Genomic DNA, 17480 nt, shown 5'->3' with positions numbered 1-17480 from the left:
CAAACAACTCCGAAGATAAAAGCTCACCCGCCCAATAATGCGGGCCAGCTTCCAAGGAGTATTGCATGCAATCTTATTTTGATGAATTAGAACAAGTGCGTTACGAAGGCAGCCAAAGCGCTAATCCGCTGGCGTTTCATCACTACAATCCGGATGAAATTATCCTTGGTAAGCGAATGGCCGATCACCTGCGGTTTGCGGCTTGCTACTGGCACACCTTCTGCTGGGGTGGGGCTGATATGTTCGGCGCCAATGCTTTCGAGCGCCCGTGGCAGCACTCTGGCGATGCACTCGCCTTGGCAAAACACAAAGCAGATGTCGCTTTTGAGTTTTTCCATAAACTGAATGTGCCTTATTACTGCTTCCATGATGTGGATGTCTCACCGGAAGGCGCGTCGTTAAAAGAGTACCTGAATAACTTTGCGGTCATGACCGATGTCTTGGCGGAGAAGCAAGCGAGCAGTGGCGTCAAACTCTTATGGGGCACAGCAAACTGTTTCACTCATCCGCGCTATGGTGCAGGCGCAGCCACCAATCCGGATCCCGAAGTTTTCAGTTGGGCGGCGACCCAAGTCTTTACTGCCATGAATGCGACACAAAAACTTGGCGGCGAAAATTATGTGTTATGGGGCGGGCGCGAAGGCTACGAAACACTGTTAAATACCGATTTACGCCAAGAGCGCGAGCAAATTGGTCGCTTTATGCAGATGGTGGTTGAGCATAAACATAAAATCGGTTTCCAAGGCACACTGCTGATTGAACCCAAACCGCAGGAGCCGACCAAGCATCAGTATGATTATGATGTCGCGACGGTTTATGGTTTCCTCAAGCAGTTTGGGCTGGAAAAAGAGATCAAAGTGAACATTGAAGCCAACCACGCCACACTGGCTGGGCACTCTTTCCATCATGAAATTGCCAGTGCCATTGCATTGGGCATTTTTGGCTCCGTGGATGCTAACCGTGGCGATCCACAGTTGGGCTGGGATACCGATCAGTTCCCGAACAGTGTGGAAGAGAATGCGCTGGTGATGTTTGAGATCCTCAAAGCGGGCGGTTTCACCACTGGCGGGCTGAATTTTGATGCCAAAGTGCGCCGCCAAAGCACTGATAAATATGATCTGTTTTATGGTCATATTGGGGCGATGGATACCATGGCATTAGCCCTGAAAATTGCCGCCAAAATGATTGAAGAGGGTGAATTGGATCAGTGGGTTGCCAAACGCTATGCCGGTTGGAATACCGAGCTGGGCCAACAGATTCTGAAAGGTAAAATGTCGCTGGAAGATCTGGCGCACTATGCGGGCCAGCACAATCTGAATCCGCATCACCAGAGTGGTCATCAGGAGTTGCTGGAGAATCGGGTGAATCGCTATATCTTTGGCTGATAACAGTGGTAGAAAAATAACCTCATAATAAAGGAGATTATATGTACCTTGGCATCGATCTAGGCACCTCCGGCGTTAAAGCCATTCTGCTGGCCGAAAACGGGCAAGTGATTGCCAGCCAAGGTGCTGCTCTCTCTGTCTCTCGCCCTCACCCCTTATGGTCAGAGCAAAACCCTGCCGATTGGTGGCAGGCGACTGATCAGGCCATGCAAGCGCTAGCCGCAGCACATGATTTACAGTCGGTAAAGGCTCTAGGGCTAACAGGGCAAATGCACGGGGCAACCCTACTCGACAAACAGCATCGGGTGCTGCGCCCCGCCATTTTATGGAATGATGGCCGCAGTTTTGCCCAGTGTCAGGCGCTGGAACACGCGGTGCCTACATCACGCCAAATTACTGGCAACCTGATGATGCCGGGCTTTACGGCCCCTAAACTGAAATGGCTGGCGGAACATGAGCCGGAGGTGTTCAGTCGTATCGATAAGGTGCTGTTACCCAAAGATTATCTCCGTTTTCTGATCAGTGGTGATTTCGCCAGTGATATGTCCGATGCCGCCGGAACAATGTGGCTGGATGTGGCGAAACGCGACTGGAGTGATGAGATGCTGGCCGCCTGCGATCTGACCCGCCAACAGATGCCCGCCCTATTCGAAGGCAGCCAAATTACCGGTCATGTTAGCGCGGAGATTGCCCAGCGCTGGGGCATCAACACCCTACCTGTGGTTGCCGGAGGTGGCGATAATGCCGCCGGGGCGATCGGGGTTGGCCTGTACCAAACCGGTCAGGCGATGCTGTCACTGGGCACCTCCGGCGTCTATTTCGCGGTGAGTGACGGCTTTCTCAGCAATCCGGCCAGTGCAGTTCACAGTTTCTGCCATGCATTACCAAATAGCTGGCATTTGATGTCAGTGATGCTCAGTGCCGCCTCCTGTCTGGATTGGGCTTGCCAACTGACCGGGGTCGATACCGTCCCCGCCCTGATCAGTGAGGTGGAAAACACCCCTGCCGCCACGACACCGGTATGGTTCCTGCCCTACCTTTCTGGCGAGCGCACGCCCCACAATAATCCTAATGCCAAAGGGGCATTCTGGGGCTTTACCCATGAGCATGGCCGAGCCGATTTAGCCCGTGCCGTGCTGGAGGGGGTCGGTTTTGCCCTTGCGGACGGGATGGATGCCCTACATGCCAGCGGATTACAGCCAAAATCGGTCACATTGATTGGCGGCGGTGCGCGCAGTGCCTATTGGCGGCAGATGCTGGCAGATATCAGCGGCCAAACACTGGAGTATCGCACCGGAGGCGATGTGGGTCCGGCGCTAGGCGCGGCGCGGCTGGCGCAAATCGCACTGAATCCGCATCGGCCACTGGCGGATCTCTTACCCGCACTGCCACTGGAACAGACCCATATGCCGGATGCGCAGCGCCATCAAGATTACGCCACGCGCCGCATCATCTTTAAAAAGCTCTATCAGCAGTTGCAGCCACTCACCGAGTAGCCTCATCGGGACTGATTAAAAATGAGTCCCGTTTAATCCCCATGATGGCCTGATTTGGCATTCCGTTCGGCTTTAAACCCGCGCATGATGGCTCTACACCCACACGGCGGAGGGCCGAAAATGACTCATAGCGCACTACTGATCATTGATGTTCAACAATCATTCGAGCATAGACCTTATTGGCAGCAGCAAGATTTACCGGCATTCTCAGCGGCGCTAAACCAGTTAATCACTGGCTGCAAACAGCGAGGTGTCGCACTGGTCGATGTGTTCCATGTCTCACCCGAAGGGCCATTCTCGCTGGCTTCCGGCTATGTTAAGCCCATGTCGCTGGTTTCCCATCAAGCGGATGTGACCGTGCAAAAACGGATACATAACGCGCTGACCGACTCAGGGTTGGATCAATGGCTAAAAGAGAAGCAGATTAATCACCTGATTATTTCCGGACTGCGCACTGAACAGTGCTGCGAGACGACCGCCCGTGTGGCATCAGATCTGGGCTATCAGGTCACCTTTGTCACGGAAGCCACCATGACCTTCCCCATGACTCATCCTAATGGCATGGCATTTAGCAGCGAAGCCTTAAAGTTGCACACTGAAACCGTGTTGGCCGACCGTTTTGCCACTATCCGCACCGTGGCTGAAGCACTGGAAGCACTGGATACGCTTTGAGCGCCGCGCTTTTGTTGATACTTTGCTACCCCATATGCCGGATATTCCGGCTTATCTGATCCGTCATCTGGCGGTAACTGTGGGTTAACCATGCAACGAAATGTCTATTTTCTCTTGCTGCCCGGCGTGCTGTCGCTGGATTTAACTGGCCCTGCTGAAACTTTACGGCTGGCGGGATCGTTTAATCTTCGCTATATCAGCCCACTACCGGAAGTGATGTCCTCCACCGAAATGCTGCTGGGCCAGTTGCAACCACTGCCTGCACAGTTACCGGAAGGTAGTTTACTGGTAGTGCCGGGTGTGAGCGACTCGCGCCACTACTTTGCGACCGAAACCGCGGCAGTGGCGCGCCAGTGGTTACAGCAGCAGAAAACCGCCATCGCGCAGCAAAAAACGATACTGGTTTGTGTCTGCTCAGGTGCATTGCTGGCCGCACAAGCAGGGTTACTAGACGGCTATCAATGCACCACCCATCACCATGTGCTTGAGCGGTTACGCCAACAGGCACCCGCAGCGCAAACCAAAGAAAATCGTATTTTTGTTGAAGATCGCGGGGTCTATACCAGTGCGGGGATCACGGCGGGGATTGATCTCTCGTTGCATCTGATCAGCCGCTATTGTAGCCCGCAAATCGCACTGGAAGTGGCGCGGGAGATGGTGGTTTATTTCCGTCGCTCGGGGGATGACCCACAACTCTCCCCTTGGTTACGCTATCGCAATCATCTCCATCCCGCCGTACACCGCGCACAGGATGTGATGTCAGCGGAACCACAAGCTGAATGGTCACTGCTTCAGGTGGCGCAGAAAGCCCACGTCAGCAGCCGCCATTTAACTCGCTTGTTCCGCGAACATGTGGGCATCAGCGTGCGCGAGTTTCACGAACAACTGCGGGTGGCGGTGGCCGAAGTGCGGCTGCAAGAGGGGCTTAATCTGGAGAAAGCCGCGCTGGCTGCCGGATTTTCCTCCGGTCGCCAGCTACGGCGCGCGCAACAGCGCGGGTTGGCGGGGATTAACTGACCCAACGCCGTCGATCAATGCGCTGCAATCCCATCGATAGCAAGGTGCTCAATGCGAGGGCCAGCGCAAAAACGTAGAAAATATCCAGCACCGGATAAGCAGTGAAATCGTAATGATGGGTGCGGATAAAATGGATAATCAGCGCGTGAAAACCATAAATTGCCAATGAATGACCCGCCAGCCAACTCAGCCAGCCAATTTGCTGGTTGAGGCAATTTTTGAACCACACCAGCATTGATACCGCCGCCACAAAGACCAGCGGGCTGCAATACATGTAAAACGTATCGGCAAAGCTACCATTAATCCGAGTTTGTTTTTCCGTTGAGATAGCAATCAATATTACGCTCAGGATAAACAGCATAGCCGCGCTCCAACTGATGATTCGCCCCTGAGTTTCCAGCATCCCAATCGCCCGCCCCAAAAGCGCGTACAGCAAATAATAGAAAGTATCGCCGTAGATATAGAGGTTGATCGGCAGTAGATGAAAACCGCCCAGCGAAAATTTACTGGCCTGTGGGTTGGCAAGGACCGCGAGCAGCAGGATGATCACCGCCAGATAGCGGCCCGACACCGGTTTGACGTTAATCAGCGGTGAAACCAGATAGACCACGATAATGGCATAGAAAAACCACAGGTGATAAAACACCGGTTTTTGCAGGATATTCTTCAGCGAGGCCCAGCCGTCGATGGGGGTGAGGGTCAAAATATAGATCAGTGCCACCACGCTATAGAACAGCAGACACAGCCCGATGCGGGTAAAGTGCTTCTGTTTGGCGCTCTTTTCACCCAAAAACAGGTAACCGGAGATCATAAAGAACAGCGGCACACAGGCACGAGAGGCGGAATTCAGCAGATTGGCAATATCCCAGTTCACTTCCCCCACCCGCGCACCACTGGTCACGTAATAGGTGGTGGCGTGGATCATCACCACCATAATGCAAGCCACAGCCCGCAGATTATCAATCCAGCCAATCTTATTGGTCATGCATACTCTCGATCGCCTTAATATGAGTCTGAAAAACAGTTACCTCACAAATAGTAACGTAAGTTTGGGGGGAGATACACAGGAGGGGGCAAGTGATTGGTTCGGTTGTCAAAGCTTCAGTGTTCACCTAACCTCCTATGCCTCAACCGCCAAAGGGTGCGAGCGCGCACCCTTGTGGAATCCCGCGCTTCGCACGTATCGCTTGCCCACTTCGTGGGTACCCTCGCTCATCGTTTCGGCTGACGGACGGCTTTACGCGGGTCCCTCCGCGCGACGCCTAAAACGGGCGTCCTGCCCGTTTTCCTTGCCTACTCTCTTCACTCGGCAGCTCAAATGTGCTTTTAACTTCAAGGTCAAAACCACAGTTTTGATTTTGACTTTCTCTTTTGAACTTAGGCGCAATTAGGAATATTGCCGACGAGGAGGGAGGGTAGAGTGAGCGGGCATGGACGCCCGCGAAAAGTGCGCTTGAGCAAGGATGCCCATCGCGCTGGCTCGTCAGCCCGAAAGACGTGGGAGGTTTACCCGCAGGGCAATATTTCGCGCAAGGCGCGGGTGTTGGGCCGCCGCCCTGCGGCCCGACTCGGTTGAGGCTGGGGAGGCCAAGTGAGCACCGAGCGAATATCAACCGAAACTAGATCCAATCTCAACAAAAATCAGATCCAAGCTAAGCTGACCCCCTCTGGAGGTATAAATTGTTGCCATAACGTTATATTGGCGGCAAAATAGCCGACCTGACGCGCTCTGACTGGCATTCTGCCTGAGTGCTTCCCTTTTTTTACGTTTATAATTAATAGCTTAATCTATGCAAACTTCATTTTCACCCGCGACACGTTTAGGTCGACGGGCGCTTTTATTTCCGCTCTGTTTGGTATTATTCGAATTTGCCGCTTATATCGCCAACGATATGATTCAACCGGGTATGCTGGCGGTCGTGGCCGATTTTAATGCCAGCGAAGAGTGGGTGCCGACCTCCATGACCGCTTATCTGGCGGGCGGGATGTTTCTGCAATGGCTGCTTGGTCCGCTGTCAGACCGCCGTGGGCGTCGTCCGGTGATGTTGGTCGGTGTGGCGTTCTTTGTGGTCACCTGCCTTGCCATTTTGCTGGTCAATACCATTGAACAGTTTATCGCCATGCGCTTCCTGCAAGGGATTGGCTTGTGCTTTATTGGCGCGGTCGGTTACGCCACGATTCAGGAGTCATTCGAGGAAGCAGTGTGTATCAAAATCACCGCGCTGATGGCGAATGTGGCTTTGATTGCCCCGTTGCTAGGGCCATTGGCGGGTGCAGCCCTGATTCACGTCGCGCCGTGGCAGTCAATGTTTGTGCTGTTTGCCGCACTGGGTGCCATTTCATTTGTCGGCTTGTGGCGTGCCATGCCGGAAACCGCGTCACTGAAAGGTGAGAAATTGTCAGTCGCGGCCATGTGGAGTGACTATAAGCAAGTGCTCGCCAACCGCCGTTTCCTGTGCGGTTCACTGGCGTTGGGTTTCGCTAGCCTGCCATTGCTGGCGTGGATTGCGCAATCGCCCGTTATTTTGATCAGCGGCGAGCGGCTATCCACAGTGGGGTATGGCGTGTTGCAGGTGCCGATTTTTGGCGCGCTGATTATAGGCAACCTGACACTGGCGAGATTGAGCGGTAAAACCAGCATTCCACGGCTGATCCGCTATGGCGCTGGCCCGATGATTGTCGGCCTGCTGATTGCGGCTGGCTCCACACTCTACTCATCCCATGCTTATCTGTGGATGACGGCGGGGCTGAGTTTGTATGCCTTTGGTATTGGTTTGGCGAATGCCGGTTTGGTGCGGCTGACCCTGTTTGCCAGCGATATCAGCAAAGGGACTGTCTCTGCGGCGATGGGGATGATCAGTATGATGGTCTTCACCTTCGGCATTGAATTTGCCAAATTGGCCTACCTGTGGGGCAACAGCGGTATCTTCAATTTGTTCAACTTGATCAGTGGCTTGCTGTGGCTGGCCTTGGTGATGGTATTTATTCGCCGCCAACCAGAAACAGTGATAGCAGAGTAGTGCCGTGTGAGTTATCCCCTCGGAATACCATGATAATCCGAGGGGAATCACCGCGTTTTAGTGTCGATTCCCCACCAATCGCACCACCCGATCCGGCAACTCGCCGAGAATGAAGTCATTAATGATAGTGTCAAAATCCTTATCACTGATAAAGCCGAGCTCCTTGGCGTAGTGTGCCTCAAAATCCCCCGGCCATGAGTTGACGATCTTCTCAATCAAGGGGTCTTGCTGCACCGTAATCCGATCCGCCACTTCATCTCCGGCGATACGTCGCAAGGCATCAATCATCTGCTGCACCTTGATGGACAAGCCCGGCAGGTTAATCACCCGACCAGATTTAAGCTGGCTGGCGCTCAGTTGATGACCGAGAATCAGGTTGTTAATCGCCATTTTCGGCGACAGCAACCACAGCGGTGTTTGCAGACTCACAGGGCAGATCACCTCAATGCCTTGCAGCGGCTCACGGATAATGCCGCTGGCAAAACTGGAGGCGGCGCGGTTCGGTTTGCCGGGGCGAACCACAATGGTGGGCATCCGCAAACTGCGGCCATCAATAAATCCCCGGCGGCTATAATCGGCCAGTAATAGGTCGTTTAAGGCTTTTTGTGTGCCGTAAGAGCTTTGGGGCGACCACACTTGTTCGTCGGGCACCACAGTCGGTAATGCCCCGCCAAACACCGCTACCGAACTGGTAATAATGACTTTCGGGCAGTGACCTAACTGACGCGCCTGCTCAAATAAGTTGCGCGTCGCATCGAAATTGACGCGCATTCCCAGATCAAAATCCTCCTCGGCCTGACTGGAGACGATTGCCGCCAGATGAAAAACCGTGTCGACCTGCCGATCAAAAACCGTGGCGAGCCATTGGGCGTCCGAGATATCACCACAAATCACCTCTACCCGCTCATCCGCGATACCACTCAGCGGCACCACATCACAGGCGATAATTTTCGTGATGCTGCGCTGATGACCTTGGCTGTCCGCCAGATAATCGAGAGTCAGTAAGCGCTCTATCAAGCGGCGACCCAGAAAACCTGCGGCTCCGGTGACCATTATGTTCATTATTTTATCCTTGTTTTCTGTGCCGTTAGCGGTTCACTGTTTTGGCGGGGACTAAAAAGACCAGTGCTGCGCCAATAAAGAGCATGGTGGAGATAATCAACATTCCGGTGGTGGTGCTTTGCGTCAGATCTTTCAGGTAGCCCATCATGTAAGGTGCGACAAAGCCCGCCAGGTTGCCCCAAGAGTTAATCAGCGCGATACCCGCCGCTGCCGCTGTGCCGCCGAGGAAGGCGGTCGGTAAACTCCAGAACAGCGGCAAAGTACTTAATGCGCCCATCGCACCCATGGTTAAACCAATCATGGCGATGACGATATTGTCACTGAAACTGGCGGAGATAATCATCCCAAGCCCACCCAGTGTGGCGGTGAGGGCTAAATGCCAGCGCCGCTCCCTCAAGCGGTCAGCACTGCGCGATACCACAATCATGGTCACCGCAGCGGCAGCATAAGGAATGGCACTCAGCAGGCCGATACTTAAGATACTGGTGACACCGCTATCTTTAATCAGGGTAGGTAACCAGAAGCCAATGGTGTAAAAACCAGCAATCAGACAGAAATAGATCAGGGTTAACAGCCAAACACGCGGTTGCAGGAAGATCTCTTTCAAGCTGCTGTGGACGTGATGTTGAGTGTCGTTATCAATATTGGTTTGTAGGATTTTTTTCTCTTCGGCGGTTAACCATTTGGCATGGCTGATGCGATCCGTCAGCTTAAAAATCACCAAAATACCGATTAATACCGAGGGAATACCTTCCAGAATAAACATCCATTGCCAGCCTGCAAAGCCGTGGAAGCCATTAAAAGCATCCATGATCCAACCGGATAACGGTGCACCTATCACGCCAGAGAGTGGCACGGCAGTGGCGAATAGGGCATACATCCGACCACGGCGATTAGTGGGGAACCAATAAGAGATATAAAGAATCACCCCCGGATAGAAACCCGCTTCAGCAATCCCCAATAAGCAGCGCATCACATAAAATGACATTGGCGTGGTGACGAAAGCCATCCCCGCCGAGATGATGCCCCAAGTGATCATAATACGCGCAATCCACAGCCGCGCCCCGACCCGATGCAGCATCAGGTTGCTGGGTATCTCCAGAAAGAAGTAGGCAATAAAGAAGATACCGGCACCAAAGCCATACACCGCCTCGGAGAACTGTAAGTCATCGGCCATTTGCAGTTTGGCAAAACCGACATTAACCCTGTCCAGATAAGCGACGACATAACAGAGCATCAGTAGGGGTAAAATGTGCCATGCCGCCTTACGGTAGGCATGATTCTCTGCCGGTAGCACCGTCGGTATCACTGTCGGTTCAGTGGTGGTTTCAGACATGATAGAGCCTCATTTTTAATTATTTGTAGGGAACAAGGTTCAGCGATAATCCTTCGGGCTATAGCTGCAGGTGTTGGATAAAAGTAAAATGTTAAATTTAGTTATTTAATGTTTGATAAAGTTAAATCTAAGGGATTGGATCACAAGTAAATGCGAGTTAACTCACAAATATTAACAGTCAATAATTTGATATTCGTTAATGCACTGATTATTAATGTTATTTAAACTTAGAGGCATTCACGAAAAGCAACATTGACGAGGGGATAACCTGCCTTAAACCGCCGCAGGCATCAATAAGAGGGGGAATAACAGGGCCAATGCAATAGAAAACAGCACTGCATTGGCCGGTAGCACGCTAAGAAATCACGGTGTGGGAGTTTTGGCGATCAGCAGATTGATCCCAGTCTGCTCAAGGGTTTCCAAGGCAGTAACCGGCAAGCCCTCATCCGTAATGATGGTGTCGAAGACCGTCATCGGCAGCGCCAGATAGGTGGCTATCTTGCCGTATTTTGAAGTGTCGCAAAGTAACATCCGCTTACGGCTGGCTTCCACAATGGCTTTTTTTACCGCGACTTTATCTTCGCTGGGCGTTGAAAGGCCGCGCATACTCCATGAAGAGGCCGAGATAAAGGCAATATCTATCGACAGATTCCGCAGCGCCTGTGCTGCCGCCTCGCCCACGCAGGAGCGGTTTTCACGGCACACCCGCCCACCGGTATGAATCAACTCACACTGGCCGGACTCCATCAGGTAGTTGGCAATCACAAAATCATTGGTGACCACCAGCAGATCCTGCCGCTCCGCCAAATGCCGTGCCAGTGCCAGAGTGGTGGTGCCCGCATCCAGATAAATGCAGCTATTATCCGGTATTTGCTGGGACGCCAACTCACCAATCGCGGCTTTCTGGCGGCTGTACATTCCCTCTTTATCTTGATGAGAAGGCTCAAACACCAGTTTTTCCGGTAACTGAATCCCGCCGGAAACCGAGAGCACCATCCCTTGTTGCTCCAGTTTTTGCACATCGCGGCGGATGGTCATATGGGAGACATGCAGGCGCTCAGTCAGTTCGGCAATGCTGATTGCGCCACGTTCAGCCACCAGCGCCACTATTTGTTGATGCCGTTCAACAGGTATCACGATGACCTCTTGCTTTGCTCAGAGTGGTAAATAATGTGATTTTACGTCAATTTTCACAAATGAGGGGTGAATTTTTTCGCAACATCACAGGGTTAGGGTGTTTTTGGCAAAGTTAACATTTTTTCCCTTGCCGACAAAAACCACAATAAAATGAGATAAAACAGCAAATTATCACGATTTTCTCATCCAAAAAATAGCCTTGTACGTAATTTAAGCTATCTTTAAATGTTAATAACTGTGATATTGGTCACCGTACCTACAGGTTAAAGCCCTTACATTTAACACATAAGAACAAATGGCAACTAAAATTAACAAACGTGAGGGGGGGATATGAGATTAGGGGTCATTGCTGATGACTTTACCGGTGCCACAGATATTGCCAGTTTTCTGGTCAATAATGGGATGACGGCGATCCAATTCAATGGTATCCCTGAGAACCCGCCGCAAGCGGATGCTCAAGCGCGAGTTGTCAGTCTGAAATCTCGCTCTTGCCCGGTGGATCAGGCGGTGTCGCAATCGCTGGCCGCCTTACAGTGGCTGCAACAACAGGGCTGCACTCAGTTTTACTTCAAATACTGTTCCACCTTCGACAGCACCCCGCAGGGCAATATTGGCCCGGTGATTGATGCGCTGTTGGCCGCCCTCGGGGAGCGCCACACCGTGATCTCTCCTGCTCTGCCCGTGAATGGGCGCACTGTTTATCAGGGTTACCTGTTTGTGATGGATCAGTTGTTGGCTGAATCAGGGATGAGAAACCACCCCGTGACGCCGATGAAAGAGAGCCATCTGCTGCGGCTGATTGAAGCGCAAGCACAAGGTCGCGCAGGGCTGGTGCCTGCCAGTGTGATGGATCTGGGCGCAGAGGCGGTTGCTCAGCAGCTACAACAGTTGTATGACAATGGCGTCAGTTACGCAGTACTGGATTGCCTGAATGAGTCACATCTGTTGACCCAAGGCCGGGCGCTGCACAATATGAAGCTGGTGACGGGCGGTTCTGGGCTGGCGATGGGTCTGGCCCACCACTGGGCCACCACCACCCCGCCATCCTCCTCCGCCACGGCGGCGGGCAATCCGCAAGGGCGACGAGCTGTGGTGCTGTCGGGTTCCTGCTCTACCATGACCAACCAACAAGTGGCAGCGTATCAGCAGCAAGCCCCCGCCAAAGCCATCGACATCGCCCAGTGCATCGGGAGTGAAGCACAGCGAGCGGTTTATGCCGAACAGCTCAGCCAATGGGTGCAATCCCAAGACGCAGACACTCTCGCCCCGCTGGTCTACGCCACCGCCCAACCCGCTGTGTTACAGCAGATTCAGCAGCAGTATGGCAGGGAGATAGCCAGTCAGGGCATTGAACAGCTATTTGCGCTACTGGCGGTGCACTTACAGCAGGCGGGTTTCACGCGCTTTATTGTTGCGGGAGGCGAAACCTCTGGCGTGGTGTGTCAGGCACTGGCAATCGACGCCTTCCACATTGGCCCCAGCATCTCCCCCGGCGTACCTTGGGTGAAGTCCATCAACCCCAACACCCCAATTTCACTGGCGTTAAAATCAGGTAATTTTGGCGACGAGGACTTTTTCGCCAGAGCACAATGGGAGTTCCCGGTATGAGTGACCTTTCCACGACGATTGAAGATTCCACCCTCAATGAACAGCAGGCGCGTGACAGTTTGGTGCGTTTAGGTGCCTCGTTTTTTCAGCGCGGTTATGCCACCGGATCAGCAGGTAATCTCTCTTTACAACTGGCGGATGGCTCTATTCTGGCGACCCCCACCGGTTCTTGTCTGGGGGAGTTACTGCCTGAGCGGCTGTCGAGGGTGAGCTTACAGGGGGAGTGGCTATCGGGTGATAAACCGTCGAAAGAGGTGAGTTTTCATCTGGCGCTCTACCATAACAACCCTGAATGCAAAGCCGTGGTTCATCTGCACAGCACCTATCTAACAGCCCTCTCTTGCCTGCAAGATTTGGACCCGCGCAATGCCATCAAGCCCTTCACCCCTTATCTGGTGATGCGGGTCGGCAAACTGCCCGTGGTGCCCTATTATCGCCCAGGGGATAAGCGCTTAGGTGAGGATCTGGCGCGGCTGGCCCCTCATCACACCGCCTTTTTGTTGGCTAATCATGGCTCGGTGGTGATCGGCAAAGACCTGCGCGCGGCGGCAGACAATACCGAAGAGCTGGAAGAGACCGCCAAGCTGATTTTCACCCTCGGCGAGCGCAAAATACGCTATCTAACCGATGACGAAGTTGCCGAATTACGGAGTTGAACCATGCCCAAGTTTGCCGCTAACTTATCGATGATGTTTACTGAAGTGCCATTTTTGGCGCGCTTTAAAGCCGCTGCCGATGCCGGTTTTAAGGCGGTGGAGTTTTTGTTTCCCTATGACTATCCCGCTGACCAATTAGCCGCTCAATTGCGACAGCACGGCTTACATTTGGCGCTGTTTAATACCCCGCCTGGTCAGCCACAGAGTGGCGAGTGGGGTTTGGCGGCGCTGCCGGGTCGAGAGGTGCAGGCGCGGCAAGATATCGATCGGGCACTGGAGTATGCCCTCGCCTTAAACTGCCATTCAATCCATGTGATGGCCGGAATTGTGCCGCCCACTGCCGATCGGGCCGCTTATCAACAGACATTTATCAGCAACATCCGCTACGCGGCAGAGCAGTGCGCCCCACATCAGATTAACATTTTGATTGAAGCGCTCAGCCCGCAGGTGAAACCCCACTATCTGTTTTCCAGCCAATATCAGACCCACGATCTGCTGTCATTAATTGACCGTGGCAATGTCTTTATGCAATTGGATTTGTTCCACGCACAGTTGGTGGACGGTAACCTAACGCAGATTATTGAGCATTTTGCCGGGCGCTACGCCCATATCCAGATAGCCTCGGTCCCCCATCGCCATGAGCCGGACAGTGGAGAGATCAACTACCCTTATCTGTTCGATTTACTGGATAAGATTGGCTATCGAGGCTGGATCGGCTGTGAATATCACCCCAAAACCGACACCTTGGCCGGATTGGGGTGGGTCAAGAAATATCTCAATTCGTAGCTGAAAATAGCCCACGGTCGCGCAGTAAATGGTCATTGCCTCGGCGGCGAGTAAAGCCGCTGCGGTCAAAGAATTCGAGAATTTGAATCGCCAGTTTGCGGCCCACACCCAGTCGGTCGCGGAAGTCTGCGGCGCAGGCGCTGCCCTGAGTGGCGTCCAACTCACGGACCAAATCGGCGAACTGCTCAATGCGCTGACTCAGATAGTAGCGATCCGGCACGATGGCCGTGATGTAGCCCAGTTGCGCCGCTTTACGGAGCAACACGCGCATATCGCCTTCATCCATGTGCAGCTCAGCCGCTAAATCACGTACCCACCAAGGGGCATCGGCAAAATAGGGGGCGACTTGCAGCCACTGTGCCTGTTCTTGCTCGGTAAACTCCAGCCCATGCGCGGGCAGATGCAACCAGCCACGGCAGTTTTTTAACGCCCCCTGCGCCAGCAGATGATCAATCAGCCGAAAGACCAGCCCTTCATCCAGCGTCGGCAGTGCCATACGCCGCAAACGCGCGCGCCCTAACCCCAACTGATCGCCATGCTGCTGATAATAGAGGCACAAGACATGCAGCAGGGTTTGCTGCGCTTGCTGAGCATGAGGCTGCGACAGCACGATATCTCCGGCGACCACACTCTCGGTCCCCGCCAGCAACACCGCCATCTCCGATTCAGCCAGTTGACGCGCCCAACTGAAGCCACGCAAAGAGACTGGCCCTTGCGCTAAATGCAAATCCAGCACCTCGCGGTCAGTGCTGGCCTGCGCTAGCGCCGTTAACCAGGCTAAATAGGCTGGTTGACGTTTACCGCGTTTCGGCACCGCCAGATGGATCACCCGCGCGCCGCCTAAGGTTTTCTTCGCCGCAATATCCCGCAGAATAAGGCGGTCATTCTCGGCCAGCCACAACGGGTTATCCAGCAATAGCTCGGCCAGAATCACGGGAGATTTTCCGCCGGGGGAGATATCGTCAGGAGATGATGGATTCGTCAGTAGCGAAAAACGTCCGGTAATGTGGCTGGCGGCATGGTGTAGATGCAGTGGCTGCCAATGCTGTATCGGCACGTCGGCATCGACCACCACCAGCACGCGATCCACCGCCTCAGGCGGTTGCTGCGCTAACAGCCAGTCGCCACGATTGATCTGCGCCTTGCTGATATCGCCGCTGATATTCAGGGCAATACGTTGGCCCGCTTGCGCCTGCTGGGTATTTTGATTTTGGGCATGAATGCCGCGCACCCGCACTGGGCAGTCACTGCCCGTGAGCCAGAGGGTGTCACCCACCGCCACCTTGCCCGCCAGTGCCGTGCCCGTGACCACCAAACCGGCCCCTTTGACACTAAATGCACGGTCAATCGCGAGGCGAAAACGGCGCTGTAATCGGCCATGCTCCGCGCCTTGCTGATGGCATTGCGCCAGATGTTCGCGCAATTCGCTGATGCCCCGGCCGGCGGTGGCGGCAGTCACAAACAGGGTCACCTGCTCTGGCGGCCAGCCTTGTGCGGCCAGTTCTGCCATCACCTGCTGATGGACCTGCGCGATGCGTTCATCATCAACGCGATCCGCTTTGGTCAGCGCGACGGTGAGGGTCGGGCGGCCTGTGAGCCGTAAAATCGCCAGATGCTCGCGAGTTTGCGCCATCACGCCATCATCACACGCCACCACCAGCAAGGCATGATCAATACCGCCCACGCCTGCCAGCATATTGGCTAAAAACTTCTCGTGACCGGGGACATCAATAAATCCAAGAGGGGTGCCGTCAGGTTGCGGCCAATAGGCATAGCCGAGATCAATGGTCATCCCGCGCTGTTTTTCTTCCGGCAGGCGGTCAGCATCAACCCCAGTAATCGCCTGCAAAAGTGTGGTTTTGCCATGGTCAACATGGCCTGCTGTAGCAATAATCATGGTGCCAATTCCCTGAGCAACGCGGCTTCATCCTCCAAGCAGCGCAAATCTAACCATAGACGCCCATCAGCCACGCGGCCAATCACTGGCTTAGCCAATCCACGCCAGCGCGCGGTGAGTGCTTCCAGCGTGCGTCCACTGCCATCGTTAGGTGTCAAGGTTACGGCCCAACTGGGTAAGCGGTCAACCGGTAATGAGCCGCTACCGATTTGTGATAAACAGGGTTCCACCGCCAAGGTAAAGTCAGCGCTGTAGCGATCACTCAGCGCCGCCAGCACCCGCTGAGCGCTCTCCGCGATGGCCTGCGCCGGACGGGTCAGTAGCCGCATGGTGGGCAGCAACTCAGTGAGCCGATCGGGTTGCTGATAGAGGCGCAAAGTGGCATCCAGCGCGGCGAGCGTCATTTTATCCGCCCGCAGTGCCCGCTTGAGCGGATGCTGCTGTAAGCGTTCGATCCACTCTTTTTTGCCGAGAATTATCCCCGCCTGCGGCCCGCCCAACAGTTTGTCGCCGGAGAAGGTGACCAAATCCACCCCTGCGGCAATTAACTGTTGTGGCATCGGCTCTGCCGGTAAGCCGTAGCGGGTCATGTCCACCAGCGAACCACTCCCGAGATCAGTGGCAGTGGGGATGGCAAACTCCTGCCCCAAAGCCACCAGTTGCGATTCGGCCACTGCTGCGGCGAAGCCCTCAATGTGGTAATTGCTGGTGTGCACTTTCATCAGCAGGCCAGTCTGCTCATTGATCGCCTGACGGTAATCTTTCAGGTGAGTGCGATTAGTGGTGCCGACCTCCACCAGCTCACAACCCGCCTGCCGCATCACATCAGGGATGCGAAACGCGCCGCCAATCTCCACCAGCTCACCACGCGACACGACCACCTGCTTGCCCGTCGCCATCACCGTCAGCATCAAAAACACCGCAGCGGCATTGTTATTGACGATGCAAGCATCTTCCGCGCCTGTCAGTTCGCAGAGCAGATCCGCCACCGCCCGATCACGATGCCCACGGCCCGCGCCACTCAGGGAGTATTCAAGGGTGACCGCTCCGCGCATGGCATCATTCACCGCCGCAATAGCAGATTCCGCCAGTGCCGCACGTCCCAAATTGGTGTGCAGTACCGTGCCGGAGAGGTTAAAGACGGGTTTTAGCGCGGGCTGACGTTGATTTAGCCGCTGACGCAAGGCCGCAGGCCAGTCCGCACACCAATCAGCCAGCGAATGAAACTGGCTAATGTATTCGCGGGCTTCAGATTGCATCTGGCGCAGAGTATCGGTTAACAGCGCGGGGCCATATTCTGCCAGTAACGGGGCCATGGCTGGCTCCCGTAGTAGGCGGTCAATGGCCGGTAACTGGCTGTAAAGAGTGTGTGGTTCAGTGCTCATAGTCACGCAGGTCGCCAAATCTG

Annotated in this window: 15 protein-coding genes; 9 read left to right on the top strand and 6 right to left on the bottom strand. The window is 54.2% G+C overall.

Annotated elements, in window-relative coordinates; translation table 11 throughout:
• Positions 1–65 precede the first annotated feature (65 nt).
• From xylA to HRD69_RS05920, 4 genes are all read left to right on the top strand, one after another.
• Positions 66–1385, top strand: coding sequence for a xylose isomerase (xylA, locus tag HRD69_RS05935; RefSeq protein WP_004874978.1), 1320 nt, complete (start codon positions 66–68; stop codon positions 1383–1385).
• Between the two features lie 41 nt (positions 1386–1426).
• Positions 1427–2881 (top strand): xylulokinase, encoded by a 1455-nt coding sequence (gene xylB, locus HRD69_RS05930; RefSeq protein ID WP_004874979.1) that lies wholly within the window; start codon positions 1427–1429, stop codon positions 2879–2881.
• Positions 2882–3001: 120 nt separating this feature from the next.
• Complete coding sequence (locus HRD69_RS05925) at positions 3002–3553, top strand: cysteine hydrolase family protein (RefSeq protein ID WP_032814193.1); 552 nt, start codon at positions 3002–3004, stop codon at positions 3551–3553.
• A gap of 90 nt (positions 3554–3643) precedes the next feature.
• Positions 3644–4570: a GlxA family transcriptional regulator gene (locus tag HRD69_RS05920; RefSeq protein WP_032814195.1), complete on the top strand. Its 927-nt coding sequence runs from the start codon at positions 3644–3646 to the stop codon at positions 4568–4570.
• Here the strand turns inward: HRD69_RS05920 and HRD69_RS05915 are convergent.
• On the bottom strand, positions 4563–5555 hold the full coding sequence (locus HRD69_RS05915; RefSeq protein WP_004874981.1) for an acyltransferase: 993 nt from the start codon (positions 5553–5555) through the stop codon (positions 4563–4565). The two genes, HRD69_RS05920 and HRD69_RS05915, sit on opposite strands and share 8 nt — an antisense overlap.
• Before the next feature lie 435 nt (positions 5556–5990).
• Between HRD69_RS05915 and HRD69_RS05910 the strand changes: the two genes are divergently transcribed.
• Positions 5991–6146: a hypothetical protein gene (locus HRD69_RS05910; RefSeq protein WP_172984578.1), complete on the top strand. Its 156-nt coding sequence runs from the start codon at positions 5991–5993 to the stop codon at positions 6144–6146.
• Between the two features lie 214 nt (positions 6147–6360).
• On the top strand, positions 6361–7590 hold the full coding sequence (locus HRD69_RS05905; protein WP_032815061.1) for an MFS transporter: 1230 nt from the start codon (positions 6361–6363) through the stop codon (positions 7588–7590).
• Positions 7591–7647: 57 nt separating this feature from the next.
• Here the strand turns inward: HRD69_RS05905 and denD are convergent, their stop codons facing one another.
• From denD to ygbI, 3 genes are all read right to left on the bottom strand, one after another.
• Positions 7648–8652 (bottom strand): D-erythronate dehydrogenase, encoded by a 1005-nt coding sequence (denD, locus tag HRD69_RS05900; RefSeq protein ID WP_032815062.1) that lies wholly within the window; start codon positions 8650–8652, stop codon positions 7648–7650.
• A gap of 25 nt (positions 8653–8677) precedes the next feature.
• Positions 8678–9988, bottom strand: a complete 1311-nt coding sequence (locus tag HRD69_RS05895) for an MFS transporter (protein ID WP_004876156.1) — start codon at positions 9986–9988, stop codon at positions 8678–8680.
• 363 nt (positions 9989–10351) lie between these two features.
• Positions 10352–11125 (bottom strand): DNA-binding transcriptional repressor YgbI, encoded by a 774-nt coding sequence (gene ygbI / locus HRD69_RS05890; protein WP_004876157.1) that lies wholly within the window; start codon positions 11123–11125, stop codon positions 10352–10354.
• Positions 11126–11455: 330 nt separating this feature from the next.
• Between ygbI and otnK the strand changes: the two genes are divergently transcribed.
• Genes otnK through otnI form a run of 3 tightly spaced genes read left to right on the top strand, consistent with a single transcriptional unit; the run spans position 11456 to position 14175 of the window.
• Entirely contained in the window at positions 11456–12733 is a 1278-nt protein-coding gene (gene otnK, locus HRD69_RS05885) for a 3-oxo-tetronate kinase (protein WP_004876158.1), read from the top strand.
• A complete protein-coding gene (gene otnC, locus HRD69_RS05880; protein WP_032815063.1) occupies positions 12730–13389 on the top strand; it encodes a 3-oxo-tetronate 4-phosphate decarboxylase in 660 nt (219 codons plus the stop codon). The genes otnK and otnC overlap by 4 nt, the downstream gene beginning before the upstream one ends.
• A gap of 3 nt (positions 13390–13392) precedes the next feature.
• Positions 13393–14175: a 2-oxo-tetronate isomerase gene (gene otnI, locus HRD69_RS05875; protein WP_032815064.1), complete on the top strand. Its 783-nt coding sequence runs from the start codon at positions 13393–13395 to the stop codon at positions 14173–14175.
• Here the strand turns inward: otnI and selB are convergent.
• Positions 14165–16072 carry a selenocysteine-specific translation elongation factor gene (gene selB / locus HRD69_RS05870; protein WP_032815065.1) on the bottom strand — a complete coding sequence of 636 codons (1908 nt, stop codon included), beginning with the start codon at positions 16070–16072 and terminating at the stop codon, positions 14165–14167. The two genes, otnI and selB, sit on opposite strands and share 11 nt — an antisense overlap.
• Entirely contained in the window at positions 16069–17457 is a 1389-nt protein-coding gene (gene selA, locus HRD69_RS05865) for an L-seryl-tRNA(Sec) selenium transferase (protein ID WP_004876161.1), read from the bottom strand. The genes selB and selA overlap by 4 nt, the downstream gene beginning before the upstream one ends.
• Between the last annotated feature and the right edge of the window lie 23 nt (positions 17458–17480).

Source organism: Yersinia mollaretii ATCC 43969 (assembly GCF_013282725.1).
In the GTDB taxonomy this organism is placed as follows: Bacteria; Pseudomonadota; Gammaproteobacteria; order Enterobacterales; family Enterobacteriaceae; genus Yersinia; species Yersinia mollaretii.
The sequence above is the reverse complement of the archived record's forward strand: the minus strand, read 5'-3'. Positions and strand labels throughout refer to the sequence as shown.

Excerpts from the sequence above, each read along its gene's own strand:
- xylA (WP_004874978.1), top strand. The coding sequence starts at position 66 with ATGCAATCTTATTTTGATGAATTAGAACAAGTGCGTTACGAAGGCAGC.
- xylB (WP_004874979.1), top strand. The coding sequence starts at position 1,427 with ATGTACCTTGGCATCGATCTAGGCACCTCCGGCGTTAAAGCCATTCTG.
- HRD69_RS05925 (WP_032814193.1), top strand. The coding sequence starts at position 3,002 with ATGACTCATAGCGCACTACTGATCATTGATGTTCAACAATCATTCGAG.
- HRD69_RS05920 (WP_032814195.1), top strand. The coding sequence starts at position 3,644 with ATGCAACGAAATGTCTATTTTCTCTTGCTGCCCGGCGTGCTGTCGCTG.
- HRD69_RS05915 (WP_004874981.1), bottom strand. The coding sequence starts at position 5,555 with ATGACCAATAAGATTGGCTGGATTGATAATCTGCGGGCTGTGGCTTGC.
- HRD69_RS05905 (WP_032815061.1), top strand. The coding sequence starts at position 6,361 with ATGCAAACTTCATTTTCACCCGCGACACGTTTAGGTCGACGGGCGCTT.
- denD (WP_032815062.1), bottom strand. The coding sequence starts at position 8,652 with ATGAACATAATGGTCACCGGAGCCGCAGGTTTTCTGGGTCGCCGCTTG.
- HRD69_RS05895 (WP_004876156.1), bottom strand. The coding sequence starts at position 9,988 with ATGTCTGAAACCACCACTGAACCGACAGTGATACCGACGGTGCTACCG.
- otnK (WP_004876158.1), top strand. The coding sequence starts at position 11,456 with ATGAGATTAGGGGTCATTGCTGATGACTTTACCGGTGCCACAGATATT.
- otnC (WP_032815063.1), top strand. The coding sequence starts at position 12,730 with ATGAGTGACCTTTCCACGACGATTGAAGATTCCACCCTCAATGAACAG.
- otnI (WP_032815064.1), top strand. The coding sequence starts at position 13,393 with ATGCCCAAGTTTGCCGCTAACTTATCGATGATGTTTACTGAAGTGCCA.
- selB (WP_032815065.1), bottom strand. The coding sequence starts at position 16,072 with ATGATTATTGCTACAGCAGGCCATGTTGACCATGGCAAAACCACACTT.
- selA (WP_004876161.1), bottom strand. The coding sequence starts at position 17,457 with ATGAGCACTGAACCACACACTCTTTACAGCCAGTTACCGGCCATTGAC.